Source organism: Sorangium sp. So ce448 (genome assembly GCF_051520915.1).
In the GTDB taxonomy this organism is placed as follows: domain Bacteria; phylum Myxococcota_A; class Polyangia; order Polyangiales; family Polyangiaceae; genus Sorangium; species Sorangium cellulosum_B.
Window position 1 is genome coordinate 2,925,565 of record NZ_CP150343.1, and the last position, 25,258, is coordinate 2,950,822.

A 25,258-nucleotide genomic window follows, 5' to 3' on the forward strand; every position below is an offset into this window, starting at 1 on the left:
ACGGAGCGGCGTTTCGGCGCGCCGCGGCGCCCGAGGACGCTCGGACGTGGACCGACCGGCGCCTTGCGACTACGGTCGCGGCGTGAGCGGTTCCAAGGCGGGTGCAGCACGGGCGCGCAGCGGCAAGGGGCGCGGCAACGCGGGCGCCGCCCCTGCGCCCGCCGCGCGCCAGGCCGCCGCCTCGCTGGCCCGGGAGGCCGCCTCGCCGCCCCGGGAGGTCGCCTCGCCGGGGGCCGATGCAGGGCCGCGCGAGGGCGAGTACGTCGTCACGCTCCCCACGTTCGAGGGGCCGCTCGACCTGCTGCTGCACCTCATCCAGCAGCACGAGCTCGACATCCTCGACATCCCCGTGAGCTTCGTCACGGAAAAATACCTCGAGTACCTGAAGATCATGCGCTCGCTCTCGATCGACCTCGCGAGCGAGTACCTCGTGATGGCGGCGACGCTGACGCACATCAAGTCGAAGATGCTCCTGCCGAGCGTGCCTGCGGGGCAGGACGAGGACGGGATGCCGGGTGAGGAGGAGGATCCGCGGGCGGAGCTCGTCCGGCGGCTCCTGGAGTACCAGAAGTACAAGGTCGCCGCGGCCGACCTGGCCGAGCGCGGGACGCTCGGGCGCGACGTGTTCACGCGCGGCATGAGCGAGAGCGAGGTGCCGAAGGGCCCGGCTCCGTTCGCGCAGACGGCCATCTTCAGCCTGCTGGACGCCTTCGAGCGCGTGCTGAAGCGGACGAACGTCCAGATTGATCATGAGGTCGTCTTCGATCGCATCAGCATCACGGATCGCATCGTCGAGCTCACGGAGAAGCTCTCGGTGCGGCGCGCCATGCGGTTCGAGGATCTGCTGCTCGACAGCGTCTCGAAGGGCGGAGTGATCCCTCGCTTCGAGGTCGTCATCACGTTCCTGGCCGTGCTCGAGATGTGCAAGCTGAGGCTCATCCGGGTCCATCAGACGGATTCGCTGGCGCCGATTCACATCCAGCTCGCTGTAGCCGATGGCGCGCCGGTGGCGGACGACGGATTCGAGGACGTCGCGCCGGTGGCGGAGCGGATCGAGACGGCGGGGAGCGAGGAGGCAGGAGCGCCGCCTTCTGCCGCCGAGAGCGAGGTCGCGGAGGCGGTCGAGGTAGGGCGAAGCGAGCCGGCTGGTCCGGAGCTCGTCGAGCCGATCGAGCAGGCGCGCGGAGAACTGTCGGAATCGGAGCTCGCGGGGGCGCCGAGCGGCGCACCGGAGAGCCTGGAGCCGGTCGAGCCCGCGGAGCAGGCGGAGGACGACACCAGCGTCGCGGAGGCAGAACCGGAGCCTGCGGAGGCGTCGAGCAGCGAACCGGCGAGGTTGGAGCTGATCGAGCCTGTGGAGCAGGTGGAGGACGTCAGCGTCGCGGAGGCAGAACCGGAGCCCGCGGAGGCAGCGGAGGCGTCGAGCAGCGAACCGGCGAGGTTGGAGCTGATCGAGCCTGTGGAGCAGGTGGAGGACGTCAGCCTCTCGGAGGTAGAACCGGAGCCCGCGGAAGCAGCGGAGGCGTCGAGCAGCGAACCGGCGAGGTCGGAGCCGGCCGAGCCTGTGGAGCAGGTGCAGGTGGAGGACGTCAGCGTCGCGGAGGCAGAACCGGAGGCTGCGGAGGCGTCGAGCAGCGAACCAGCGTGGCCGGAGCTGGTGGAGCCCGTGGAAGAGAGGAACGTCGAGGCGGGTGACGCGGACCTGGCAGAGGCCGCGGAGCCACCGACCGGCGAACCGACGGGCCCGGAGCTGGCCGAGCCAGCTGAGGAGTCGAGCGGCGAAGTATCGGGGACGGAGCTTCCCGGGATGGCGGAGGAGGCGAGTCGTGCGCACGACGTCGCCGGGGGCGAGCCTGCGGTGGACGCGGCGGAAGTCGATGCCGGTCCGGCTCCGGATGAGGCGGAGCGCGATGCGGCGGTGGGCCCGAACGCGCACTCGACCGCTGAGGACTTCGCAGCGCCGCCGACAGAGGTGGATGAGGTAGACGCGGGGAGTGGCCGTGACGGTGGCTGATGCCGCGGCGAAGCGGCGGCGCATAGCAAAGACGACGACAGGTCAGGGCGCTTCGGCGCGGCTGCGGGCCGCGGCGCACGCATGGCTCGGCGAAACGAAGCGGCCGAGGGGCGGGAAGAAGGAGCCGCGTACACCGAAGACGGCAGGGCAGGGCACGCCGGCCAAGGCGAGCGCACAGGCCACGCCGGCGCGGCTGAGGGCGGCGGCGCACACATGGCTCGGCGGAACGAAGCGGCCGAGGGGTGGGAAGAAGGAGCCGCGTACACCGAAGACGGCCGGGCAGGGCACGCCGGCCAAGGCGAGCGCGCAGGCCACGCCGGCGCGGCTGAGGACGGCGGCGCACGCATGGCTCGGCGGAGCGAAGCGGCCGAGGGGCGGGAAGAAGGAGCCGCGTGCACCGAAAGGGACACGGCAAGATCCGGTCGCTCGCTTCCGCGCTGGCGCATGGGACCAGCTCGGTCACCCGGCGCGCCGCGCCGACGTTCCTGTCCGGAGCGCAACCACGGTGCCCGGGCTCTCTGCCGTCGCGCGCAAGCACCTGAAGGGAGTGCTGGAAGCGCTCATCTTCGTGGCGGAGCGACCGGTGCCGGCCCGTGATCTCGCGCGTTCGGCGAATGCAGAGCACCGCGTCGTGCGAGAGCTGCTGGCCGAGCTCGTCACGGAGTACGACGGACGAGGATTTCGTCTGGACGAGGTCGCCGGAGGGTACGTCTTTCGAACGAGCCCCGCATTTGCGCCCTTCGTTCGCGAGGTGACAGAGCAGAAGCCGGTCAAGATGTCTCGCGCCCAGACCGAGACGCTCGCGATCGTCGCGTACCGGCAACCGATCACGCGGCCCGAGATCGACGAGATCCGCGGTGTGGATTCCGGCGCGGCGCTCAAGTCGCTCCTGGAGCGTGATCTCGTGAGGATCCTGGGCAAGAAGGACGAGCCTGGGCGCCCGATGCTGTATGGCACGACGGCGCAGTTCCTCGAGTTCTTCGGCCTGAAGGCGCTCGGCGAGCTGCCCACCCTGCGCGAGTTCACCGAGCTGACCGACGAGTCGCGCCGTGCCTATGAGCGTGAGCTCGGCGAAGAGCCGCCCGAGACGGGGGTGGTGACATCGGGACAGGAGAGCTTCGCCGGCGCGGAGGGATCGCTCCGGACGAGCGTCGCCAGTGCGGGCGAGAACCTATCGGAAGACGTCGGCGCGTCGTCTGCTGCGCCGCGGGAGGGAGAGGTCGCGATGGAAGCAAGGGAAGACGAAATGTCTGAGGAGATCTCTGTCGTGGGAGCGGACGCAGCGCTTGGTGAGCCTGCTGAAGCGGACGCTTTCCAGCACGCCAACGACGTCGCGGAGGAACCGCGCGACGAGGACGACGAGGACGACGAAGACGACGAGGACGACGAAGACGAGGAGGAGGAGGAGGACGAAGGCGACGAGGACGACGAGGACGGGGACGAGGACGACGAGGACGAAGACGAGGAGGACGGGGACGAGGACGACGAGGACGAGGAGGACGGGGACGAAGACGAGGAGGACGAAGACGAGGACGAGGACGAGGAGGACGACGAAGATGAAGAGGACGAAGACGAAGATGACGAGGACTGAACGTTCACCCTTGTCTGAACGTCCATCGCGTCGCCCCGTCGCTCACGGCGGTGGAGCATCCGTCGGATCCGGATAGGCCTCGGCCAGCTTCGTTACGGTGCTTCTCAGCTCGGGGTGGGCGAGGAGCTTGCGGAAGAGCCGCCAGAGCTCGGGATCGGCGAGCACCTGGAGCGGCGAGGTGGCGACCTGCCTCCTCTTCTTGCGGGGGATCGCCTCCGGACCTTTTCGTCGAAGCTCCTCCATCATTCCCACGAAGCGCTTCGTGGGAAAGAGATCTCCGTGCTCCCACGCGAGCACGGTCTCCTGCTCGATGCCCAGCGCTCCGGCGAGCTCGCGGGCCGTGCAGCCGAGCTCCTGCCGGAGCTTCTTGATGTCCTCGGGGGCCATGCGGGGCGAGGGTAGCGGCCTCGAAAAAAGAAAGCGACGTCGAGCAACCGGCAGCGAGCTCCCGCCGAACTCCGCGTCATGACCCATCGTTGCCCGATTCGCCCCTCGTGGACTCCCCGCGCGCTCCGCGCGCTGCCGCTTGCGCTCGTGCTCACGCCGCTCGTGGCCTCACCCCTGTCCTGCGCGCCGGAGCTCGTCGTCCCCCCGCAACTCGATGAAAGCGGAGACGAAGAGGACGCCGAGGTCGCCGGCCCCGCAGACCCGGGCCCCGAGCTCCAGATCGAGCCCGCCGCGCCGCTGGACGCCGCGCCTCCGGTGCTGCGGGCGCGCGTGCTCCTCCCCGGCGCCGCTCTCGGGAGCGTCGATCCCGCCCGGGCGCTGGTCATCCGCGGCAAGCTCAGCGCGGCTCACCTCCGGCAGATAGAGCGAAGCGAGCTGTCGACCGCGCTGTCGGAGCGCGTCGTCCCCTCGATCGCGTGGCTGAACGGGACTCCCCCTGGCGAACTCTCGCTGACCGTGGCGCCGCTCGCCCCGCTCGCACCCGGGGAGACCTACGCCATCGCGAGCGGCAGCCCTGTGTTCTCGCACCACATCCAGATCGCCACGGAGGGCTCGCCGCCCGTGCTCTCACGGCTCTGGCCGCCGCCCGACGCCGGCGCGACCCTCGGCCTGGGAGTGTGGTGCGGCGACGCGCCCCTCCCGGAGGTGGTCGTCGCTGCGACACTCGCGCCTGGCGGACCGGCGGGCGAGCTGCGCCGCGGCGCTGTCGACGACATCGGCGCGCGCTGCCTGCGCTTCGAAGGAGAGCCAACCGCCACGGCGCCGCCCGAGGCCGACGGCGTGCGCCTCGTGGGGCCTCCCGTCGCGCTCCCGGGCGAGCCGACGGCAGTGAGCCTCGATCCACGTCCGTTCATGCTGGAATCAGATCCGCTTCCCGCCATCGCGGCGGCGTGTGCGCCGGACGAGCTCACGCTCGGGCCGGGCTGCGCTCAGGTCGCCGACGATCGGATTTTCGTTCGTTCGGCGGATGCGCCCCTGCTCTGGGCGATCGCGGGCGCGGGGTTCGACGAAGTCCTCGCGGTACCGCCGGGCGGGCCGTTCGTCCTCGCTCCCCTGCCGCCCTTGAGCCTCGTCGAGCTCGCCATTGCGACCGTCGACAACGCCGGTGTCGTGGAGCGCCGGACGTTCTCGGCCATGACGCGCGCGCCCATGCCCCATGTGATCATCAACGAGGTGCTGGCGAACCCCGTCGGGCCAGAGCCAGGGCAGGAGTGGGTCGAGCTCTACAATGACGGTGACGTCCCTGCTGAGCTCACAGGGGTTGTACTCGCCGATGTGGGTGGTGAAACCGAATTGCCCCCTATTTCCCTCATGCCCGGCGCGTACGCTCTGGTCGTCAACGAGGGCTATATTTCTGACGATGAGCTCGACCCTCCGCCTTCTCCCGAGACGCTTCTTCTCCGCGTCCCCAAACTTGGCAGCCACGGGCTGTCGAACTCGGGAGAACCGCTCAAATTGAAGGATCGAGGAGGTGTTGTCTTGTCCAGGTCGCCCGCCGCGCCCCTGCCAAAGCCGGGAATGAGCCTGGCCCGCGTCGCTCCGCACGCTCCAGACGGCTCGGCTGGCTCCTTCGCGACCAGCTGGCCGACGCCCGGTCGCGTGAACATAATGAACCAGGAGATCCCCTGAAGGATGGGGAGTTTGCCTCCGCGCGGGGCGAACTCGCCATGGGGCCGAGAAAATTCGAGCAAAGCGGGTGACGGACCCGTCTATGAGAGCTAGGTTTCAATCGAGTAGACAGACGGGTGGGGGGGCCGCCACCTGAGGAGACGCTGCCGCGCTGTGAACGCGAGCTGTGCGGCAGGTGCCTTTCGCGTGGAGTTCGGCGATGGCTGGTGTTCGTGAAAAGCTGTTGACGGCATCGGACCTCGCAGCCTTGTGCGAGGTCGACTTGAAGACAATCCATAACTGGGTAGATCGGGGGAGGATTGCCCATTTCCGTACGCCGGGGAGACACTTGCGCTTCAAGGCTGCGGACGTGGCCGAGTTCCTCCGTGCATGGGGCTATTCGGTGCCCCGGGAGCTCGCCAAGGCGACCTCCAAGTCGATGATGGCCATCGGCACCAAGGATACGATGGCCCACGTGGCGCGAGCCCTCGGGGAAGGCGTGCCCATCCGGCACGCGAGCCACCCGTATGACGCGCTGATCTTCGCGGGGGCGGACCCCGCGGACGTGTACATCGTCGACGTGCGGGCGGTGTCCAGCGACGTGGACGTCCCCTCCCTCTTCGAGGCGCTCCACCGAGCGAACTCGCAGGGGACCTTCGTCGCCTTGTCGGATGAGCCGATCAGCCTGCCGTCGTTCGTCGGCCGGATCGGCCGGAGCGACGCGCAGCAGCTGAAGGGCTTCCTCATGCCCGAAGCGGCCGCGCAGGCGGCGACGCCCCTCCAGGCGGCGAGCGGTCCGGCGTCGGAAGAGCCGCCGCGGAGCCTCGCCGCAGGCGGGTCCTCGCGCTGAGCCAGGGCCCCGGCCGTCCTACGCCCAGCAGAAGAGGCTGGGCTAGGACGGCCGGTCGCGCCCGACTAGGCTCCGCCAGGAGCCGCAGCACTGCAGAGCGAGCCGCTGAGGTCAGAACCCCCTCCTGCAGCACAACCCGGGGCCGGTTGATGGGTCGCTCGCAACCCCGCTGTCGAGTCCGCTTCGGCGTCTCCTGGAGGAAGACGCGCCCGAGGAGCACGGCTCCTCGGACGGAGGCGCTTCAGCTTCCAGCGATGGTCATGGAGGAGACCCGGAACGTCGGTGAGCACGTCGACGTCCGGAGATCCAGGTCGTCCCCGACGGCGTCGATCCGCTGCAAGAGCTCGTCAAGGTTGAGTGAGATGGTCACCTCGCTCACCGGATAGGCGAGCTCTCCATTCTCGATCCAGAAGCCGGACGCACCCCGAGAAAAGTCGCCGGTCACGGCGTTGAAGCCGAAGCCCATCATCTCGGTGACGTACAGCCCGCGCGGCGTGGAACGCACGATCTCGGCCGCCGGCGTGGAGGTGGGCTGGAGGAGGAAGTTCGACGTGGACGGCCCGACGCCGCCGCCAGCGCCGCGCGAGGCGCTGGCGGTCGGCGGGCGCTTGAGCTTCCGGCCGCTGTAGCTGTCGCAGAGGTACGTCTTCAGGATGCCTTGCTCGACCACGACGTTGCGCCGGGCGAGGAGGCCCTCGCCGTCGAACGGGCGCGAGCCGGGCGCGCGCGGGATCAGCGGGTCGTCGACGATCGTGATGAGATCGCTGGCGATGCGCGTCCCCTCGCGGCCGACGAGGTAGCTCGACTTGCGCCAGATCGAGCTGCCCATGATGCAGGAGCCGAGCAACCCGAGCATCGACCGGGCGACGTCCGGGTCGAAGACGACGGGCGCCTCGCAGGTCGCCACCTTGCGGGCGCCGAGCTTGCGCAGGGTCCGGCGCGCCGCCTCGCGTCCCACGGCGTCCGGGGCGTCCAGGTCGGCGAGGTGGCGCCGGCCGGTGAAGTAGAAGCCGCGGCGCTTCTTGTCGCCGCTGTCGTCGGCGATCGGGGAGACCACGAGCTGCGCGTACGAGCCGGCGAAGCCGCCGCGGAACCCGCCGGACAGGACGAGGGCGAAGGCGCCCGCGCTCCGCGAGAACGTCGCGCCCTCGCTGTTCGTGATCCGCGGGTCGGCGTCGCGCGCGGCCTGCTCGCCTCGGCGCGCGATGTCGATCGCCTGCGCGGCCGTGACCTCGCCGCCCGAGGGATCGTAGAGATCGAGCGCGGGGAACGGCCCCTTGGCGATGAGCTCCGGATCGGCGGGGCCGGCGAACGCGTCCTCCTGGGAGATGTCGGCGAGCTCGAGCGCGTCCGCCACGAAGCGATCGATGCCGCGGGGCGTGAGGTCGGACGTCGAGGTCAGCGCGACGCGCTGCTTCTTGATGATCCGCATGCCGAGGCCCTTGTGGACGGCCTCCTCGACGAGCTCGGGCTCGCCGAGGCGCACCTTGGTGGTGAGCTCGGAGCCGGAGCGGGCGATCGCCTCCGCGACGTCGGCGCCGCCCTTCCTGGCGCGCGTCACCACCTGCTCGGCGAGCTCCATGAGTTCCTCGACCTGCTGCTCCACGCGGGCTCGTTCGGACATGGGGCGACAGGGTGGTGGAGCGGGCTGGCTCCGTCAACGCGGTGACGCGGTCGCCTCCCCGCGCGCATCCCAGCGCGCACGAACGGCGTCTCAGCCCGGCCGGTTGGAGCGCCCGCCGCTGCCGACGCCGAGCCGCCGCTGAGGGCGTGTCGAGGCGGGCCGGGGCGGAACGACCTCAGGCGCTGGCTCACTCGGGACGGCGCGGGGGCGCGCGGCGGGGGAGGGCTCGACCTTCGGCGCGTTGCCCGCGGGTTCGCGCCGGAGCAGGGCGCTCACGGTGACCGCGAAGCCGGCGGCCAGCATGGTGTACATCCAGAGGAGCGCATACCCGAGCGGACCGCCGGCGACCGGGTGGACGCCGAAGTCGCCCTCGACCTGCCGGTAGGTGCCGTCGAGCGCGAGCCGCCGGGACAGGGCCAGGACGGCGACCAGGGCGATCGACAGCGGCGCGCCGGCGAGGACGGCGAGCGCGTGCACCGCGCGCTGCGCGGTCCACCTGCCGCCAGCGCTCCCGGCGAAGCGATTCGCGGCCGCGAACCCGGCGGGCACCGAGGCGGCGTTGACGAGGACGAGCACGAGGTCGACGGCGGACGGGATGCGGCGCGTGTCGACGAGGTACGCGAAGCTCCAGTCAGGGGCGAACACGAGGAAGTACGCGCAAACCGGCGCGAAGACGAGGCAGGCGAACAAGGAGACGACCGCGAGCGGCCGAGCGCGCGCGCCCGGCGCCAGCCGAGGTTCCGCCGCGCGCAGCGCGCCCAGGCGGTGAGGGGCTGCAGCGCTGAACCAGGCGAGCAGCGCACCGAGAGCAAAGCCGACGAGGGGAGCGACGAAGGCGGGCACGCGGCGCCGAAAGTAGTCCTGTCGCCCCCTCCTGAGCAAAGTGCCTGGACCTTTTCCTGACCAGGACGACTCGAGCGGCCCACACCGGGGCTCTTCCGGGCGCGGCTGGGCAGGCTGGGCGGAACGTTTGCCCTGGGGACGCCGCCGCGCTAAGCGGCTGCGCACATGGAGCCGCGCCTCGTCCGGGAGATGCTTGAGCGCGTTCGGACCGGCGAGCTTGCCGTCGAGGAGGCGCTCGATGGCCTCCGAGGGCTGCCTTTCCGGGACCTGGGCGTCGCGACCGTCGATCATCACCGCGCGCTCAGGCAGGGCGTCCCCGAGGTGATCTTCGGCGAAGGGAAGACACCGGAGCAGATCGCCCTGATCGCCGGGGAAATCTCGGGGGCGGGGCAGAACGTGCTCGTGACCCGGGTCGACGCCGCGAAGGGCGCGGCGGTCTCGGCGCTCTTGCCCGCGTTCCGTTATGTGCCCCTCGCGCGGACCGGCAGCATCGAGGTCGCGCCGCCGCCGAAGCGCGCCGCCGGGGCGGTCGCCGTCGTGACCGCGGGCACGAGCGATCTCCCGGTCGCCGAGGAGGCCATCGAGACGCTGCGCGCCGTGGGCCTCGAGGCGAAGCGGCTCTACGACGTGGGGGTCGCGGGGCTGCACCGCTTCCTCCATCGCGTCGAGGAGCTGCGCAAGGCGTCGGCCGTGATCGTGGTCGCGGGCATGGAAGGCGCGCTGCCGAGCGTGGTCGGCGGGCTCGTGGCGGCGCCGGTGATCGCGGTGCCGACGTCGGTCGGCTACGGCACTGCCCTGGGCGGCTTCACCCCGCTCTTCGCCATGCTCACGTCGTGCGCCTCCGGGGTCGCCGTGGTCAACATCGACAGCGGCTTCGGCGCGGCGATGGTGGCGCATCGCATGTTGCCGAAGGAGTAGCGCGGAACGAGCGCGACCGCGGGAGCGCCGCGCCGCGCCGCGAAGGCGCCCGGGGAACGGAGAAGGCGAGAGATGGGACACGGGCACGATCACGACGACGCGCACGGAGGCCAGCACCACCACGGGCACGCGCACGGGGGCCATGACGATCACGGGCACGCGCACGGGGACGATCACGGCCACGCGCACGGGGACGATCACGGCCACGCGCACGGGGGCCATGACGATCACGGGCACGCGCACGGGGACGATCACGGGCACGCGCACGGGGACGATCACGGGCACGCGCACGGGGACGATCACGGGCACGCGCACGACCATCCGCGCGCGCCGCTCCTCGAGGAGGGCGCGGGCACGGGCAAGGTCCTGTTCTTCGACGCCTTCAGCGGGATCGCGGGCGATATGACCATCGCCGCGCTGCTCGATCTCGGGGTGCCCCTCCTCGTCATCGAGCGCGCCGTCGCCGCGCTGCCGCTCGATGGGTTCCACCTGCACCGGGGCCACGCCCATCGGAGCGGCATCGTGGCGACCTCGTTCGACGTGCACGTCGAGGCGCCGCAGCCGGAGCGCACCTACGGATCCATCGACGCCATGCTCGCCGCCGCGCCGCTCGATCCACCGGTCGCCGCGCTGGCGCGCCGGATCTTCCGGCGCCTCGGCGAGGCGGAGGCCGCCGTGCACCGGATCCGCCTGGAAGACGTGCACTTCCACGAGGTCGGCGCCGTCGACGCGATCGTCGACATCGTGGGCTCCGCCGCGGCGATCGTGCACATCGGGGCGGAGGTCGTCGGATCGCCGCTGCCCATGGGGCGCGGGTTCGTGAAGGCGCGGCACGGGATCCTCCCGCTGCCGCCGCCCGCGGCAGTCGCGTGCCTCCGCGGCGTCCCGACCTACGGCGTCGAGCTCGACGCCGAGCTGGTCACGCCCACCGGCGCGGCCATCATCGCCACGCTGGCGACCCGGTTCGAGCGCTGGCCTACGTTCGCCCCCGATCGGATCGGCTTCGGCGCCGGTCAGCGCGAGCTGCCGGACCGCCCCAACCTGCTGCGGGTCGTGCTCGGGACGCGCACGGGTGGAGACGAGAGCCTCGGCAGCGCGTCGCACGTGATCGTCGAGGCGAACGTCGACGATCTGACGGGCGAGGTGGCAGGGCACGCGATCGAGGCGCTGTTCGCGGCGGGCGCGCTCGACGCCTGGGCGGCGCCGATCACCATGAAGAAAGGGCGCCCCGCCCTGACGATCGCGGCGCTCGCGGCCGCCCCCCAGGCCGACGCCGTCGCGACGGCGCTGCTCCGCGAGACCACCAGCATCGGGCTACGGAAGATCCCGGTCGGGCGCACCGAGCGGCCGCGGCGGATCACCACGGTGCAGACGGCATACGGAGCCATCCGGGTGAAGATCAGCGAGGGGCCGTTCGGGCCGCCGCAGATCAAGCCGGAGTTCGACGATTGCGCCGCGGCGGCGAGGACGCACGGCGTGCCGGTGCGTGAGGTCGTCTCGGCGGCGCTGTCGGCCGCCAAGAAGTGACGCCGCGCCGCGCAGAGGGCTGCCGCGCGGCGCCGAGCTCGCCGAGCGGCGCAGCGTCACCCCGCGGCAGCGGTCAGTCGGGGCGCTGGATCGGGAGCGCCTCGGCCTCCCACGAGAGGAAGCCGCCCTCGAGGAACGCGACGGGCACGCCCTCCTCGGCGAGCTTCGCGGCGACGTCCTTCGACTTGTCGCCGGAGCGGCAATAGAGGACGGGCGCGCCGGCCAGCATGTGGAGCTCGGCGAGCCGGCCCTCGATCTCCTCGATCGGGATGTGCACAGCGCCCGGGATGTGGGCGCGGCCGTAGGCGGGGGTCTCACGCGTGTCCACGGGGACCACTTGACCCTCGCGGATCAGCTGCGCCAGCTCGGCCGCCCGGATGGCGCCCTCGGCGCGCGGGAGGAACGGATCGAGCAGCTCGCGGAGCTGCTTTCGGTTGAGGACGCCCTGCTCGGCGGCCACCGGGCGGCCTCGATGAAAGACCATGAACGTCGGGACAGCCTGGATGCGCAGCGTGGTGGCGATGCGCTTCGACCGGTCGATGTCGACCTTGACCACCTTGGCCTTGCCTTCGAGCTCGCGCGCGATGGCGTCGACCTCCGGCGCGACCGTCTTGCACGGTCCGCACCAGGTGGCGGTGAAATCGATGAGCACGGGCAACTCGCTGCGGAGCACCTCGCGCTCGAACTCCTGCTCGTTGATCTCGGGAACGGCCATGGCGGGCGAATTCATAGCGGGCCTTTCCTGCGAGATCGAGCGGCGCGAGGGCTCCGGCGCCGAGATCGCGGAGATGAACGGGATTTCAGCGCAATTTCGGCGCGCGGAGCGCTGCACGGCCGGCGGCGCCTGCGGACGTGCGGCCCGCGCCCCGCCCCGTCAGCGCGGGACGCGCGCGCGCACGGTGCGTGTATCGATGGAGTCGCGCAGGGCGTCGGCGATGAGGTAAGAGCCGCCGACCGTCGCCAGGAGCAGCACGAACGGGAAGACGAGCAGCCGGATCTCGCTCGGGTGCCGCGCCGCCTGGCCCAGCGTCTCTCCCCACGAGGCCGCGCGCGCGGGCGCGCCCATCCCGAGGAACGAGATCGCCGCCTCGAGCAGGACGACGGACGCCACGCCGAGCACCGAGCTCACGATCACGGGGCCGAGCGCGTTCGGGAGGATGTGGCGGTAGAAGACGCGCAGCCGGGTGCTGCCGAGCGCGCGCGCGGCCATCACGTACTCCTCGCTCGACGCGCGCAGCACCTCGGCGCGCACGAGGCGCGCGATCTCCGCCCAGCGGACGAAGGCGACCGCGAGCACCAGCGACAGCGCGGAAGGCTCACGCTCGATCGCCCGCACGATGGCCACGACGAGGATCGCCGGGAAGGTGTCGACCGTCTCGACGAGGCGGACGAGGCCGTCGTTCCAGACGCCGCGCAGCGTGCCCGCGAGCCCGCCGAGCACGACGCCGAGGAACATGCCCACGAGCACCGCGCTGAGCGACAGGCCGAGCGCCGTGCGCGCGCCGTAGATCAGCCGCGCGGCGAGATCGCGGCTCTCGAAGTCCGTGCCGAGCGGGTGGTCGAGGGACGGCGACGCGTTCGGGCCGGCGTCGGTGCGCTGCTCCGGGCCGTAGCGGATGGGCGGCCAGATCGCGAAGCCCTCGAAGCGCACCCTGAGCTCGGCCTCGGTGAGCGACTCGAGCGCGGCGCCCTCGGTGACCGCGGGCAGGATCTCCGCGCGGCCCGGCCCGAAGCAGGCGATCGGCGCGGGGGCGGCGAGGAGCTCGGCGAAGATGGCTAGCAGGGCGAGGACGCCGAGCAGCACGGCGCCGATGGCGACGCGCTTGCTGCCCACCATCCGGCGGAGGAACGCGGTCGCGTGGGTCACGCCTCGCTCCTCCGTGAGAGCACCGCCGGGCCGAGCCGCGGATCGACGAGCACATAGGCGAGGTCGGTCGCGATCACGCCGAGCGCGGCGATGGCCGCGGCGCCGATCGAGATGGCCATGAGCCAGCTCACGTCGCGCGCCTGCACGGCGAGGAGCGTGAGCTCGCCGAGCCCGTGGAGCTCGAAGACGCGCTCGACGACGAAGGCGCCGCCGAGCGCCATCGGCGGCTCGAGCATGGCGAGCGTCACGACCGGGAGCACGGCGTTGCGGAGCCCGTGGACGGCGATGGCGCGCGCGGGGCAGGCGCCGCGCGCCCGGGCGGCCCGGATGAAGTCCTGCGTGAGGACCGCGACGAGCGCGGCGCGCTGCTGCCGCGTCGGCGCGGCGACCAGCGAGAGCGCGATGATGCACGTCGGCAGGAGCAGGGACCGCGCGCCGCCCGAGAGGAGCGCGGCGGCCACGGCCACGACGGCGGTCGGGAGGACGGCGGCGGTGAGCACGGCGGCCGCGATCGCGGAGTCGCTCCGCCGGCCCTGCGAGGCCGCGCTGAGCGCGCCGAGCGGGATCGCCACGGCGTAGGCCAGCGCGATCGCCCCGAAGACGAGCGCGAGGGTGACGGGCGCGCGCCGCGCGAGCTCGTCGAGCACCGGCTCTCCGGTCGCCGCGACGCCGAGCCGGTGGGTGACCGCGCCGAGCGCCCACTTGCCGTAGCGGGTCTCGAGCACGGTCGCCGCGAGCTGCGCCGGGCCGGTGAACACCTCGAAGTCGCTGCGGTACACGTTCCAGAACGACCTCCACCGCGTGACGCACGCGCGGGCCTCCGCGAGGTCGTCGCCCGGGGCGATCCGGTCGTCGATCTCCGCGATGTGGGCCGCGACGTCGACGAGGGCGCGCGCCTGCTCGAGCGTGGCGGCGTCGCGCGGCGGCTGCAGCGCGGCGATCACCGCCTGCAGGGCGAACGTGTCGAGCTCCAGCAGCTCGGCGGCGCGCGACGCGGAGCCGTAGCGGACGAGGCGCCGCACGGCGCTCCGGACCGACGCGCTCCGGAACTCGATGCCGCGGTCGTCCCAGAAGCGCGTCCAGAACGCGACCGCGTGCGCCGGGTCCGCGGCGTCGTCGGCCCGCGGCAGGCCCATCCGCGCCGCGACGGGGGCGAGCGCGAGCGCGACGCGGGTGCGCGGCTCGGGCGCGAGCGCGTCGAGCGGCAGGATGTGCGGCAGCGCGGCGCCGCCGAGGCGACGCAGCTCGTCGGCGGCGGCTGCCGCGTCGTCGCCGCCGGCCGCGATGGCCTGCGCGGCCGCGAGGGCGCGCAGGCGCACGTCGCGCGGCGCCAGGTTGATGAAGCGCGGCAGGTCGAGGAAGCGCTCCCGGCGGAGCCGCGCGAGCTCCGCGCTGGAGAGCGAGCTGGCGAGGAGCGGATCGTCCGTCGGATCCGGGACGAAGGAGAGCACGAAGAAGGTCAGCAGCGAGACGCCGACGAGGGTCGGCAGCGTCCAGAGGAGCCTGCGGAGCGCGTGGCGGAGCATCTCTCTCGGCCCGGAGTCAGCGCAGGATGGCGTCGAGCAGGTCGATGCGCATCCCGAACTTGTAGGGGGAGGCCTTTACCACCTCCATCTTCTGGCCAGAGATCGTCTCGTCGTTGCCCTCGAGGTACCCGCCGGCGTTGATGCCGATGACCCTGCCCTGGCCGTTGAAGATGGGGCTCCCGCTCATGCCGCTCGTGCTGCGGGCGTCGTGCTGGATCAGCCAGGCCTCCGCCGCGGGCGCGGGCCGGCCGTTCGCGCCCGTGATCCGGCCGATGTTGGCGGCGAGGAACGTGGCGACGGGGTTCGCGGTGTCCGTGAGCCGCTCCGGGAAGCCGATCAGGTACACGTCGTCGCCGGCGCCGGCCGCCGCGAGCTCTTCCCGCGTCGCGAGCTCGAGCACGGCGGCCGCGCGCCCCGCGATCGTCACGGTGCCGATGTCGGGGGTGAGCTGATCCGCGCTGTCGCGGTACTGCGGGTGCGTCCGCATGCCGGTCACGGCGAAGCTTATCTGGCCCCGGCCCTCGTTCTCGAGCGCCGCGATCGCGCCGCCGCGGCGCTTGGCCGCGGTGATGCAGTGGGCGTTCGTCACGAGGACGGAGGGACGCACCGCGAACGCCGTGCAGAACCCCTCGCGCCCTGCGGCGAGCATGAAGATCCCTTTCCTGGAGCGGTCGTGGAGGTTGCGCCCGAAGTTCGCGTTCGACGGGTGGAGCGTCCCGAGGCGGCGCTCGATCTCCTTGCGCCGGGGGTCCTCCGGCGAGAGGCCCGCGAGCTCCTCCCGCAGCTGGCTGATCTCGTCGTGGGAGGAGCGGTTGTAGACGATGAGCGCGGCGAGGCTCGCGAGCGCGATCACGAGGAGCGCGGCGAGGATGTAGGTCGTGCGGCGCTGGCCTGCCGTCGCGGCGTGCACCTCCTTGTGGAGCATGGCGTTGATCTCGACGGTGCCGCGGGGCTTCGCGCGCCCCGTGGCGGCCGCGACGGCGGAGGAGATCATCATGGCGATCGTCCGCTCGCCGACCCGCCGAGCTCCGGCCGGCGGCGCCGCCGGGACGTGCCCAGGGGGGGCGGCAGCGGGCGCCGGGTACGCGGCGGGCGCGGGGTACGCAGCGGGCGCCGGGTATGCAGCGGGCGCGGGGTACGCGGCGGGCGCGGGGTACGCGGCGGGCGCGGGGTACGCGGCGGGCGCGGAGTAGCCCGCAGTAGGCACGGGGTACGCGGCGGGCGCGGGATGGCCCGTCACTGGCGCAGGGTAAGCCGCGGCAGGAGAGGGGTGATGCGCCACAGCGTGCGCCTGCGGCGGGCCCGACGTGCGGCGCTCGACGATCTCCAGCCGCACCCGCGGGCCCTTGGCGCCGAACGTGATCTCGTCGCCCGACGCGATCGGGTGCCGCTTGATCCGCTGCCCGCCCGCGTAGGTCCCGTTGCGGCTGTCGAGGTCGTAGAGCACCCAGCCAGCCGCCTCGAGGCGCGCCTCGGCGTGGTGGCTGCTCGCGTCGCGATCGTGGTTCGGGTCGAAGACGACGTCGTTGTCCGGCGCTCGACCGAAGCGCACCGCGCGCCGGTCATGGATCTCCACAGAACCGGCGTTGCGCCCGAAGGTATGTACGACGCGCAGCATCACGGCGCCGGGACCCCCTGCAGCAGATCGATCCGCATCCCGATGCGGAACGGCGAGCTCTGCGTCACCGTCGCCTTCCGGCCGTCGATCGTGACGTTGTCCTCGTCGTCGATGTGCGCCGCGTGGATGCCGATGACGTGCCCGTACTGGTTGAAGATGGGGCTCCCGCTGTTGCCCCCGCGCGTGACGGCGTCGTGCTGGATCAGTACCGCTCGATCCGGCGTCGTCGCCTCCTCGTCGATGCCGGTCACGCGCCCGATGCGGCCCTCCAGGAACGTCGCCGAGGGGCTCAGCGGGTCCATCAGGCGACCGGGGAAGCCGATGACGTAGGCGTCGTCGCCCGGCCCGATCGCCCGCAGCTCGGCGTCGTTCGCGAGCTTCACCGTGCGCGTCGCCTTGCCGGCGATCCGGAGCAGGGCGACGTCCGGCGAGCCGGCGCCCGCCTGCCCCGGCTTGTACGCCGGGTGGGCCGACATCGCGACGATGGGGAAGCGGACCTTCCCCATCGAGTCGTTCTGCGTGACGATCGAGGTGCCGCCGCGGGCGCGGCAGTCGCGGACGCAGTGAGCGTTCGTCGCGAGCAGATCGGGCGCGATGGCGAACGCCGAGCAGCAACCGCCGATGCGGTTGTCCACCTTGTAGCCCATCACGTAGAGCGCCAGCCTGTTCTGCTCGAAGATGGCGCGCCCCGAGAGCACCTGCTCCGGGATCGCGCCCGACGGGCGCGCCGCCGGCGCGATCCCGAGGCCGACCTCGCGCGCCAGCGCGTCGGCCGCCTGGCGCGATCGGTACGTGACCACGAACGCCACGGCCACGGCGACGAGCGCCGCGGCGACGCCTAGCCCGAGGATCAGGTTGTGGCGCGACACCTTGCGCCTCGCCTCGTCCGCCTTGGCCCGCACGAGCGCCAGCGCCTTCTCCTCGCGCCGCATCGCCTGCACGACGGCATCCTTGACGATGCGCTGCGCGGTCTCGACGTCGACGCGGCCGTCCGCGTCCGGGCGCCCGGGGGGCCACTCTTCCTGCGGGGCGGCCGGAGTCTGCCGGCCACGCTTGTCGTTGCTGCGCAGCATCGCGGTGGGGGGCGCGCGCACGTGCGCTACGCGCACCCTAACGAAGCAGGTAGTAGCCGGCGATGGTAACGCACGCGACGGCGCTCACGATCATCAAGATCACCAGCCACTGCGGCGCGCCGTCGGTCGGGATCATGATCGGCTCGTCGCCCTGGACGGGCGCGCGGGCGTTGCGCTCGTCCAGCGCGTCGTCGGCCGGCACGGGCGAGGCGACGTGGTCGTAGTCGTCCCCGTCGTCGTCCATGTCGCTGTCCGCGCTGCTCAGCCACGATTTCGGCGAGGGGGGGCGCTGCGAGATCTTCTTCTCGTCGAGCTCCTTCACCTTGCGCGCCGGCTCGGACGCGGCGGCGTTCTGGGCCAGGAGGTGCTCGGGCAGCGCGTACTTCTGGTAGCGGAGGTCCTCGATGTCCTCGAGCTCCGGCAGGGCGAGCCCGTCGCCGTCGAACTTCGCGACCACCACCGTGATGTTGTCGTGCCCGCCGGCCTGGTTGGCCCGATCCGTCAGCACCTTGCAGGCCTCGATCGGATCGTCGACGCTCCGCAGCACCTCGCGGATCTCCTCGTTCCGCACCATGCCCGAGAGCCCGTCGGAACAGAGCATCAGCGTGTCGCCCCGCCTGAGCTCCACGAAGGTGAGGTCGACCTGCACCGAGTCCGCGGTGCCGAGCGCCTGGAGGATGATGTTGTTGTGCTCGAAGGTCTCGGCCTCCTCCTCGGTGAGCTGGCCCGCCTCGATGAGCTGGTTCACGAGCGACTGGTCGCGCGTCACCTGCACGAGCCGATCGCCGCGGAGGACGTACGCGCGGCTGTCGCCGACCTGGCCGAGGAACAGGTGATCGTCCATCAGCGCGGCGATGGTCGAGGTGGTCCCCATCCCCCGCCGGGTCCGATCGAGCTTCGCCTCGCTGAAGATCCGGAGGCCCGCCGCCTCGATCGCCTGCACCAGCCGCGCCGCGAGCTCGTCGTGGTTCTCCGGGGGACCGGCGGCGCTCATCCGCTGGTAGATGATGTCGACCGCGAGCTGGCTCGCGACCTCGCCCGCCGCGGCGCCGCCCATGCCGTCGCACACGCCGAGCAGGGCGCCCCGCTCGCCGACGACCTGGTAGCGATCCATCTCCATCAGGCCGCGGCTCGCGTTCGTGAGATCCGCGACGATGAAGTTGTCCTCGTTGTGCTCGCGGACCTGGCCCACGTCGGTCCGGCCGAACAGCCGCAGCACGACCTCGGGGCGACGCGGCTCGTCGGGCGGTGTCGCCGCGCCGTCCATGCCGTCGGGGCGCTGCCCGCCCTCGTCCGGCTCGCCACCCCCCGGCGCCTCGCCCGCGAAGCGCCCGGAAGCGCCGCCGTGGGCGGCCTCCGCGGCGGGGGTCTCGTCGAGCGCGCCGTCGTACGACGCGGCCGCGAGGGAGGCGTGCGCCTGAGCGGCGGCCGGCGGAGCATCGGGGGTCACAGCGTCTCCTAGGTCGTCCGACCGTGCGGCGCTTCCATCCGTGTCCTCCTCGCGCGACCCGCCGGCGGTGAGCCGCACCCGCGGCGGCGGAGGGAGCTTCCGCCCGACCTTCTCCGGGCTCGATGCGCTGGGCGCCTTCACGGGCTTCACTGCGATGCCAGCCTTGTGCGCGGCGTTCGCAGCCGGACGCGTCTTGGGCGGCGGGGGCTTCCAGTTCACGGGCTTGCCTGCTTCCACAGACCCCGCCTTGCCGGGCTCGAGCGACGCGGCGCCGTGCGGGGAGTCATGAAGCGCCTTGCCGGCGTGGCTGCTCGAGTCGGTTCCTGCGGACGTCGCGCCGGGGAGCCCCTCGACTTCCAGCGCCTCGGTCGGCGTTTCGCGGACGGTCTGGTCGCTCATCTGGGGAGATCCACGCGGAACAGGTGCTGCCCGATGCGCACGAAATCGCGATCGAGGAGGCTGACGTCCTCGCGGATGGCGACGTAGGTCCCGTTCGACGAGTCCAGGTCGCTGAGCGTGAACTCCCCCGTGGCCGGGTTCCTCCGGATGGCGGCGTGGCGTCGCGAGAGGAACGGATCGGCCGTGAATACGATGTCTCCCGTCTCCCGTCCGATCACCGTCTCATCCCGGTAGAGGTGGTACACGTCCCGCGTCACGCCCTCCACCGTCCGCTGGCAGAGTCTCGCCCGGCGGTGGATGGCGGGCGAGCCAAACAGCAACGTTCCATGCTGGATGGCATGGCCGAGGCCTCGCTCGCCGTCGTTCACGGTCTGAAACTGTAACACCTCGAGGCCCAGGAGGAGCAAGTCGCCATCTCTGAGGGGGTGCGTCTTCCGGATGCGGAGGTAGATGCGGTTGACGCTGCCCAGGTCACGGAGAACCCAGGACCCGTCCTGCGGGATGATCCGCGCGTGCCGCGGCGAGACGTACTGGTCGTCCTCGAGGAGGATATCCCCCTCGGTTCGGCCGATGTCGATCTGCGGGCCCGCGAGGGGGAAGCTCTTTCCCTCGGTCCCGTCTTCGACGATCACGATGAGCTTGCCCTCGAGCGCTCGGGTCGGCTGGGTGTCAGCCGGGACCCACGCCGGCGGGCGGACCGAGAGGGACGCGCGCAGCGGCGCGAGCGGCCGCTGGGAGGCTGGCGGCGCGCTGCTCGCCTCGTTCGAGATCGGCCCGGCGGGCTCGGCTGTCTGCGGGGGCCGCTGCGGGTCGCGCCGGGCGTCCGGGGCGAGCGCGGGCGCGGGCTGCGGGCGCTCGGAGGCGGCCCTGGATGGGCGCTCGGAGGCGGGCCGCTCGCCCTCGAGGGGCGCACCGCAATATTTGCAGAACCGCGTGCCCGCCAGGCACTGACCGCGACAGCGCGCGCACTCGACCGGCGGGACGGGAGCCCGCTGCGACGACGCGATGTCGACAACCGGCGAGCCGACGATCTTGTCCGCGTTGCTCCCGCTGGCCGCGGGCGGGGACAGCCGCGCTGGGGGCAGGGCGACCGGGGGCAGCGGGGGCGGAGCCGGCCGGGCCGGCGCGCCGGCCCGTTGATGCGCGTCTCCGGCGCCGGAGCGCTCGTCGCGCGCCGCTGGCGGCGGCGCGGCCTCGGCAGGCGGCGCGTTCCGGGGCGCGGCGGGCGTGACGTCGTGGAGACCTCGCGCGGTCGTCCCGATCTCCTCGTGAGGCGGGGGCGCCATGTACGGCGCGCCAGGGGAGAGCGCGGTGCCTGGCTCGCCGCGCTCTCCCCTGGCGCGCTTCGACACCTGGCTCACCGGCTGCGGGGCGCCCGCCGGCGCTCCGCCATCTCTCCTGTTCAGCGCCGCGCCGCACGTCACGCAGAAGCGGTAGCCCGGAGGGTTCTCCCCGTTGCAGTTCGCGCAGGAGAGCCCCAGGATCGCGTCGGTGATCGAGGGCGTCGCGGGCGGCGCGGGCGCATCACCCCGCTCGGTGACCCTCGGCCCTTGCAGGGCTGGCACCATCTGGATCGCGCTGTCCAGCGCGCCAGCGGCCGGCGTCGCGGCGCCCTCGCGCGCCGGGCGCGAGGCGCCCTCGGCGCGGCCGTGCACCACCGGCATCGCTGGCTCCGTCCTCGCCGCGCTGAGCGGGCTGAAGGAGAACACGGGCGCCTCCGGGCGAAGGCGCCCCGGCGCGCCGCGAGGCCCCGGCGCCCTGGCGGCCGCGCGGGCGTCGTTCGCCGGCGGCGTCTCGGCCTGCGCGGGCGCCGGCAGGGCCGGGAGCGACACCTGCGGCAAGCCGCTCGGCGGCGTCGGCGGGACGACCCGCGCCTCTCGAGCCTTCAGCCGGCGACCGCAATCCTGACAGAACGTCAGATCGCCAGCGTTGTCGCGGCCGCACACATCGCAGATCACGCTGCCGAGGGGACCGCGGAGCGACGGTCGAGTCAAGTAGCCGGTGCGTTCTCTCGATCGGACAGGGGAACCGCTCAGCGCCGGCCGACCTCGGTCCGCACCTCGAGGAGGAGCTCGAAGCCGACGAATTGCGCGATGGCGGTGGCCCGCTCGTAGTTGGCCGTGTCCCTCCAGCCAGCGAGCAGCACCGGCCGGTACACGCAGCTCACGCCGAGCACCGCGCGGCGCGAGACCTCCAGCTCGACCCCGACGCCGCCGAAGATGAGCGCGCCGCCCGTCTCGACGCCCCACTCGTTCCCGTAGGCGACGCCGCCGATCCCGGCGGAAAAGTAGGGAGCCGCCCGGTAACCGATGTCCGGCAGGTACCTCATCTCGGCCCGGAGCTGCTGGAAGATTCCAAGCCGGTAGAGGTTGCTCGAGTCCATCTTGGTGAACTGGTACGCGCCGCCGAAGTACCAGGGCCCCGGCGAGCGGTATCCGCCGCGGATCGCGAGCCCGCCTCCGCTGCCCAGGATGCACGCGTAGAGGGGCCCGGAGCGCGGGCAGGCAGCGCCAGGATCGAGGCTCATCTCGGCCACGAGGGCGACGCCGTACTGCACGTACTCGACGTGCAGCGGCGGCGGCCGGGAGGCGAGCTCGACGCGCGGCTTGACGGCAGGCGATGGCTCCTGCGCGGCGGCGGCCTCGTCCCCCGCCGCGTCGAGCCGAGCGCTCCCGGCGGGCGTGGCGCGGCCGTCCTCGGCCCCTTCGCCTCGGCCTCCTCCCGTCCGACCACCGGCGGGAGCGCCTGGCGCGGCGCCGTGGGGCGCGCCGTCGGGCTGGGGGGCCGGAGGCGCGGCCCGCGCTGTCAAGGACAGCAGGGCGCCGGCCGCGATGATCGCGGCCAAGAGCGCGCCGGGCGGAGATCGCAAACGCACGAGTTGTTTGAGATACGCGAGAGATCTCCCGCCGGCAACGCTCCTCCGCCGCGCGGGCGCGGGGGCGCCTCGGAGCCGAACTCCGACGTGGGCGCGCGCGGCCGCCTGGGGGCACCTCCGCGCCTCTACGTGGCCGCCGTGCCCGCCGCGCCCCCTTCGCGTCTCGCGCGCCCCTCAGGAAAAGACGCGACGGAAGGGGGAGGCGAGCGGTCTCTTGAAGCCCGACACCATACGCCGCTTGACGGCAGCTGCGAGGGTCGCCTAAACGAAGCCACCTTCATGGAGATTCACCTCGACAAGCGTGCCGTAAAGCAGATCCGCCTCTCTGCGGCGGATGCCGTTGAGGAAGGCGACACCGAAGCGCTGCGCGAGGACGTCCTCGAGGCGTTCTCGGAGGAGCAGGTCGAAGAGATCGAGCGTCGTCTGGACAGCGGTGATTTTTTTGAGTTCTTGACCGACGTGCTCGACGAGTGGGGGGGCGACGACGTGGACGAGCTCTTCGAGCTCCTCGAGACCCAGCTCGGCGACATCGGCATCGATCTGAAGTACGAGCCGCGCGAGGACGACGACGACCTCGACGAGGCCGACGATGACGACCTCGCCGACGACGACGAGGACGAGGACGGCGACGACGACGCCGAGCTGGAGCCCGAGGACGACGAGGACGACTGAGCGCGGTCGGCGCGCCGCCGCGGCGACGCGCCGCGCGGCGTCCCCGCGTCAGCGGTCCTTCCCGCCGTCGAGCTCGCGGAGGATGTAGTCCGCGCACGGGCGAGGCGCCGCAGGGAGCGACGGACATATTGCGTGCGCGCAGCGCGCGTAGCGCGAGTCGGGGAGCTCCCGGGCAATCCGGGCCGCGGTGGCGCACGCCTCCTCGCTCCGACCCTCCTCGCGCCACAGCTTCGCCTCGGCCCAGAGCGCGTCGTCGCGCAGGATGGACGCGGGGTGGTCCGTATAAAGCTTGCGCAGCTCGCGGCGCGCGGCCGCGCGATCGCCGAGCGCGTCGCGGTAGAGGCGCGCGATCTCGAGCTGCGCGTCGTCGAACTTCTCGCGGTCGTAGCTGCCGGTGACGGCCGGCTCGCGCGCCGAGAGCATCTCCCTCAGGTAGCCGATGGCCTCCTCGGGGCGCCCGAGGGACGCGGCGAGCTCCGCCGCGTGGAACAGGGCGTCGTCCGTCAAGCTGCCGACCGGATACGGGTGTGCGCGCGCGGCGGCGACGAGCGCGCGCAGCGCGGCCTCGCGATCGCCGCTCCGCTCCAGGAGGAGCGCTGTGTGGTAGGCGACGTCCTGATCGAGCTCCGTCCCGCGGAGCGCGGGGCCGTGCTGCCGCAGCCACGCGAGCGCGCCCGCCGCGCCGGCGCGATCTTCTTCGCGCTGGATGAGCCGCTTCAGCGCGTTGCGCGCGAGCCCGTGCGACGGGCGGCGCAGCGTCGCCGCCAGCAGCATCGCGTAGCCCGCGTCCGCGTCGCCGTGTTCGATCGCGAGATCGGCGAGCTCGAACTCCGCGCGCTCGGAGCGCGGCCCGCGCGGCGAGTCGGCGAGCAGCCGCTCGTACGACGCGCGCGCCTCGCCCCAGGACTCCGCGCGCTCGAACGAGCGCGCCTGCATGAGGCGGGCCTCGTCGCGGTCCTTCACGCGCAGCGCCTGCGACGCGGCGTCGTCGAACGAGCGGGCCGCCTCTCGGTAGCGCCCCGCGTGGTAGGCGCGCTCGCCGGCGGTCATCGCGGTGAGGTAGGCGTCGCCGCGCACCGGCGCGCACGCGGGGCCGAGCAGCGCGGCGATCGCGATCGCGAGGGCGAGCGCCGGCGCGGGGGCGTTCGTGGGGCGGCGGCTCATGCGCGCGCGCCCTCGGCGCCGCGATCGCGCGGCAGCGCCAGCACCTCGGCGAGCGCCTCGGCGAGGGCGCTCGCCGCGGGCGCGACCTGCTCCGGCGCGAGATCGAGGTGGGTCACGGCGCGGACGGCGCTCCGGCCCGTCGCCCCCACGAGCACGCCGCGCCGCCCGGCGGCCTCGACGAGCCGCTCCGCCGGGATGCCGGGCGTCTCGATGTAGAGGATGTTCGTCTCGGGCTCCTCGATCGTCGCGGGCGGCGCGCCCGTCGCGGACCGCGCCACCGCGCGAAGGGCCGCCGCGCGCATCGCCCGCGCGATGGCGCGCGCGGCCTCGTGGTCCTCGGTGATGCGGCCCTGGTGGTGCGTGAGCGCGTACAGGGCGGCGGCCGCGAGCACGCCGGCCTGCCGCATGCCGCCGCCGAGCATCTTCCGGAAGCGCAGCGCGGCGCGGACCACGTCGGCGCTGCCGCACAGCGCGGAGCCGACGGGCGCGCCGAGCCCCTTCGAGAAGCAGACGCTCACCGTGTCGAACGGCGCGGCGAGCTCGGCGGGCGTTCGACCGGCGGCGACCGCCGCGTTCCAGAGGCGCGCCCCGTCGAGGTGCAGCGCGAGCCCGTGCGCGCGCGCGACCGACGCGATGGCGAGCACGTCCTCCTGCGGGAAGACCCGGCCGCCCGCGCGGTTGTGGGTGTTCTCGATCGCGACGAGGCGCGTGCGCGGGAGGTAGTACTGCGGCGGCTTGATCGCGTCCTCGACGTCGGCCGCCTTGAAGAGGCCGCCGCGCCCGGCGAAGACGAACTGCACGCCGCTCCAGGCCGGCGCGGCGCCGCTCTCGTAGAACGCGCAGTGCGCGCCCTCGCCCGCGATCACCTCGTCGCCGCGCTGCGTGTGACAGAGGAGCGCGATCTGGTTGCCCATCGTCCCGCTCGGCACGAAGAGCGCCGCCTCCTTGCCCGTGAGCTCCGCGACGCGCTCCTCGAGCGCCCGCACGGTGGGGTCCTCCCGGTACACGTCGTCGCCGACCTCGGCCGCGGCCATGGCGGCGCGCATGGCCGCGGTCGGTCGGGTGACGGTGTCGGAGCGGAGATCGATCGTCGCTTGCATCCTGGAACCTCGGCTGTCGGCGTCGGCCGACGTTGTAGCACCGCGTGGCGCCGCGCCCGCTACGCGGCGCCGCGCCCGCTACGTGGCGCCGC

20 protein-coding genes are annotated in these 25,258 nt (G+C 72.8%); 7 read left to right on the forward strand and 13 right to left on the reverse strand.

What is annotated here, in order from left to right:
• Positions 1-82: 82 nt before the first annotated feature.
• Together WMF45_RS11305 and scpB are read left to right on the forward strand one after the other, a co-directional pair.
• Positions 83-2,014, forward strand: coding sequence for a segregation/condensation protein A (locus WMF45_RS11305; protein ID WP_437716918.1), 1,932 nt, complete (start codon positions 83-85; stop codon positions 2,012-2,014).
• Complete coding sequence (scpB, locus tag WMF45_RS11310; protein ID WP_437716919.1) at positions 2,001-3,605, forward strand: SMC-Scp complex subunit ScpB; 1,605 nt, start codon at positions 2,001-2,003, stop codon at positions 3,603-3,605. Before WMF45_RS11305 ends, scpB begins: the two co-directional genes overlap by 14 nt.
• A 42-nt stretch (positions 3,606-3,647) precedes the next feature.
• Here scpB and WMF45_RS11315 read toward each other — a convergent pair whose 3' ends face one another.
• The gene (locus tag WMF45_RS11315; protein ID WP_437716920.1) at positions 3,648-3,992 is read right to left on the reverse strand and encodes a helix-turn-helix domain-containing protein; all 345 of its coding nucleotides are present in this window, start codon (positions 3,990-3,992) and stop codon (positions 3,648-3,650) included.
• Between the two features lie 78 nt (positions 3,993-4,070).
• Here WMF45_RS11315 and WMF45_RS11320 point away from each other — a divergent pair, with 78 nt between their 5' ends.
• Together WMF45_RS11320 and WMF45_RS11325 are read left to right on the forward strand one after the other, a co-directional pair.
• A complete protein-coding gene (locus WMF45_RS11320; RefSeq protein ID WP_437716921.1) occupies positions 4,071-5,681 on the forward strand; it encodes a lamin tail domain-containing protein in 1,611 nt (536 codons plus the stop codon).
• Positions 5,682-5,880: 199 nt separating this feature from the next.
• Entirely contained in the window at positions 5,881-6,510 is a 630-nt protein-coding gene (locus WMF45_RS11325; RefSeq protein ID WP_437716922.1) for a helix-turn-helix domain-containing protein, read from the forward strand.
• 241 nt (positions 6,511-6,751) lie between these two features.
• Here WMF45_RS11325 and WMF45_RS11330 read toward each other — a convergent pair whose 3' ends face one another.
• Entirely contained in the window at positions 6,752-8,134 is a 1,383-nt protein-coding gene (locus WMF45_RS11330) for a TldD/PmbA family protein (protein ID WP_437716923.1), read from the reverse strand.
• 90 nt (positions 8,135-8,224) lie between these two features.
• Positions 8,225-8,977, reverse strand: coding sequence for a hypothetical protein (locus tag WMF45_RS11335; protein ID WP_437716924.1), 753 nt, complete (start codon positions 8,975-8,977; stop codon positions 8,225-8,227).
• 165 nt (positions 8,978-9,142) lie between these two features.
• On the opposite strand from WMF45_RS11335, the gene larB reads away from it, so the two are divergent.
• Together larB and larC are read left to right on the forward strand one after the other, a co-directional pair.
• Positions 9,143-9,895 carry a nickel pincer cofactor biosynthesis protein LarB gene (gene larB, locus WMF45_RS11340; RefSeq protein ID WP_437716925.1) on the forward strand — a complete coding sequence of 251 codons (753 nt, stop codon included), beginning with the start codon at positions 9,143-9,145 and terminating at the stop codon, positions 9,893-9,895.
• A 72-nt stretch (positions 9,896-9,967) separates the two neighbouring features.
• A complete protein-coding gene (larC, locus tag WMF45_RS11345; RefSeq protein WP_437716926.1) occupies positions 9,968-11,422 on the forward strand; it encodes a nickel pincer cofactor biosynthesis protein LarC in 1,455 nt (484 codons plus the stop codon).
• A gap of 73 nt (positions 11,423-11,495) precedes the next feature.
• Here larC and trxA read toward each other — a convergent pair whose 3' ends face one another.
• From trxA to WMF45_RS11385, 8 genes are all read right to left on the reverse strand, one after another.
• Complete coding sequence (gene trxA / locus WMF45_RS11350; RefSeq protein WP_044964524.1) at positions 11,496-12,137, reverse strand: thioredoxin; 642 nt, start codon at positions 12,135-12,137, stop codon at positions 11,496-11,498.
• 159 nt (positions 12,138-12,296) lie between these two features.
• Positions 12,297-13,289 carry an ABC transporter permease gene (locus WMF45_RS11355; RefSeq protein ID WP_437716927.1) on the reverse strand — a complete coding sequence of 331 codons (993 nt, stop codon included), beginning with the start codon at positions 13,287-13,289 and terminating at the stop codon, positions 12,297-12,299.
• Positions 13,286-14,815: an ABC transporter permease gene (locus WMF45_RS11360; protein WP_437716928.1), complete on the reverse strand. Its 1,530-nt coding sequence runs from the start codon at positions 14,813-14,815 to the stop codon at positions 13,286-13,288. Before WMF45_RS11360 ends, WMF45_RS11355 begins: the two co-directional genes overlap by 4 nt.
• Before the next feature lie 16 nt (positions 14,816-14,831).
• The gene (locus tag WMF45_RS11365; protein WP_437719521.1) at positions 14,832-16,433 is read right to left on the reverse strand and encodes a trypsin-like peptidase domain-containing protein; all 1,602 of its coding nucleotides are present in this window, start codon (positions 16,431-16,433) and stop codon (positions 14,832-14,834) included.
• Positions 16,433-17,542: a S1 family peptidase gene (locus WMF45_RS11370; RefSeq protein WP_437716929.1), complete on the reverse strand. Its 1,110-nt coding sequence runs from the start codon at positions 17,540-17,542 to the stop codon at positions 16,433-16,435. Before WMF45_RS11370 ends, WMF45_RS11365 begins: the two co-directional genes overlap by 1 nt.
• Position 17,543: 1 nt before the next feature.
• Positions 17,544-19,355: a Stp1/IreP family PP2C-type Ser/Thr phosphatase gene (locus WMF45_RS11375; protein WP_437716930.1), complete on the reverse strand. Its 1,812-nt coding sequence runs from the start codon at positions 19,353-19,355 to the stop codon at positions 17,544-17,546.
• Positions 19,352-21,313: an FHA domain-containing protein gene (locus WMF45_RS11380; RefSeq protein ID WP_437716931.1), complete on the reverse strand. Its 1,962-nt coding sequence runs from the start codon at positions 21,311-21,313 to the stop codon at positions 19,352-19,354. Before WMF45_RS11380 ends, WMF45_RS11375 begins: the two co-directional genes overlap by 4 nt.
• 74 nt (positions 21,314-21,387) lie before the next feature.
• A complete protein-coding gene (locus WMF45_RS11385; protein WP_437716932.1) occupies positions 21,388-22,230 on the reverse strand; it encodes a hypothetical protein in 843 nt (280 codons plus the stop codon).
• Positions 22,231-22,368: 138 nt separating this feature from the next.
• Here WMF45_RS11385 and WMF45_RS11390 point away from each other — a divergent pair, with 138 nt between their 5' ends.
• Positions 22,369-22,902: a hypothetical protein gene (locus WMF45_RS11390; RefSeq protein ID WP_437716933.1), complete on the forward strand. Its 534-nt coding sequence runs from the start codon at positions 22,369-22,371 to the stop codon at positions 22,900-22,902.
• 48 nt (positions 22,903-22,950) lie between these two features.
• On the opposite strand, the gene WMF45_RS11395 is transcribed toward WMF45_RS11390, so the two are convergent.
• Both WMF45_RS11395 and ltaE read right to left on the reverse strand, forming a co-directional pair.
• Entirely contained in the window at positions 22,951-24,066 is a 1,116-nt protein-coding gene (locus WMF45_RS11395; RefSeq protein WP_437716934.1) for a tetratricopeptide repeat protein, read from the reverse strand.
• Entirely contained in the window at positions 24,063-25,166 is a 1,104-nt protein-coding gene (gene ltaE, locus WMF45_RS11400) for a low-specificity L-threonine aldolase (protein WP_437716935.1), read from the reverse strand. The genes WMF45_RS11395 and ltaE overlap by 4 nt, the downstream gene beginning before the upstream one ends.
• Positions 25,167-25,258: the final 92 nt, after the last annotated feature.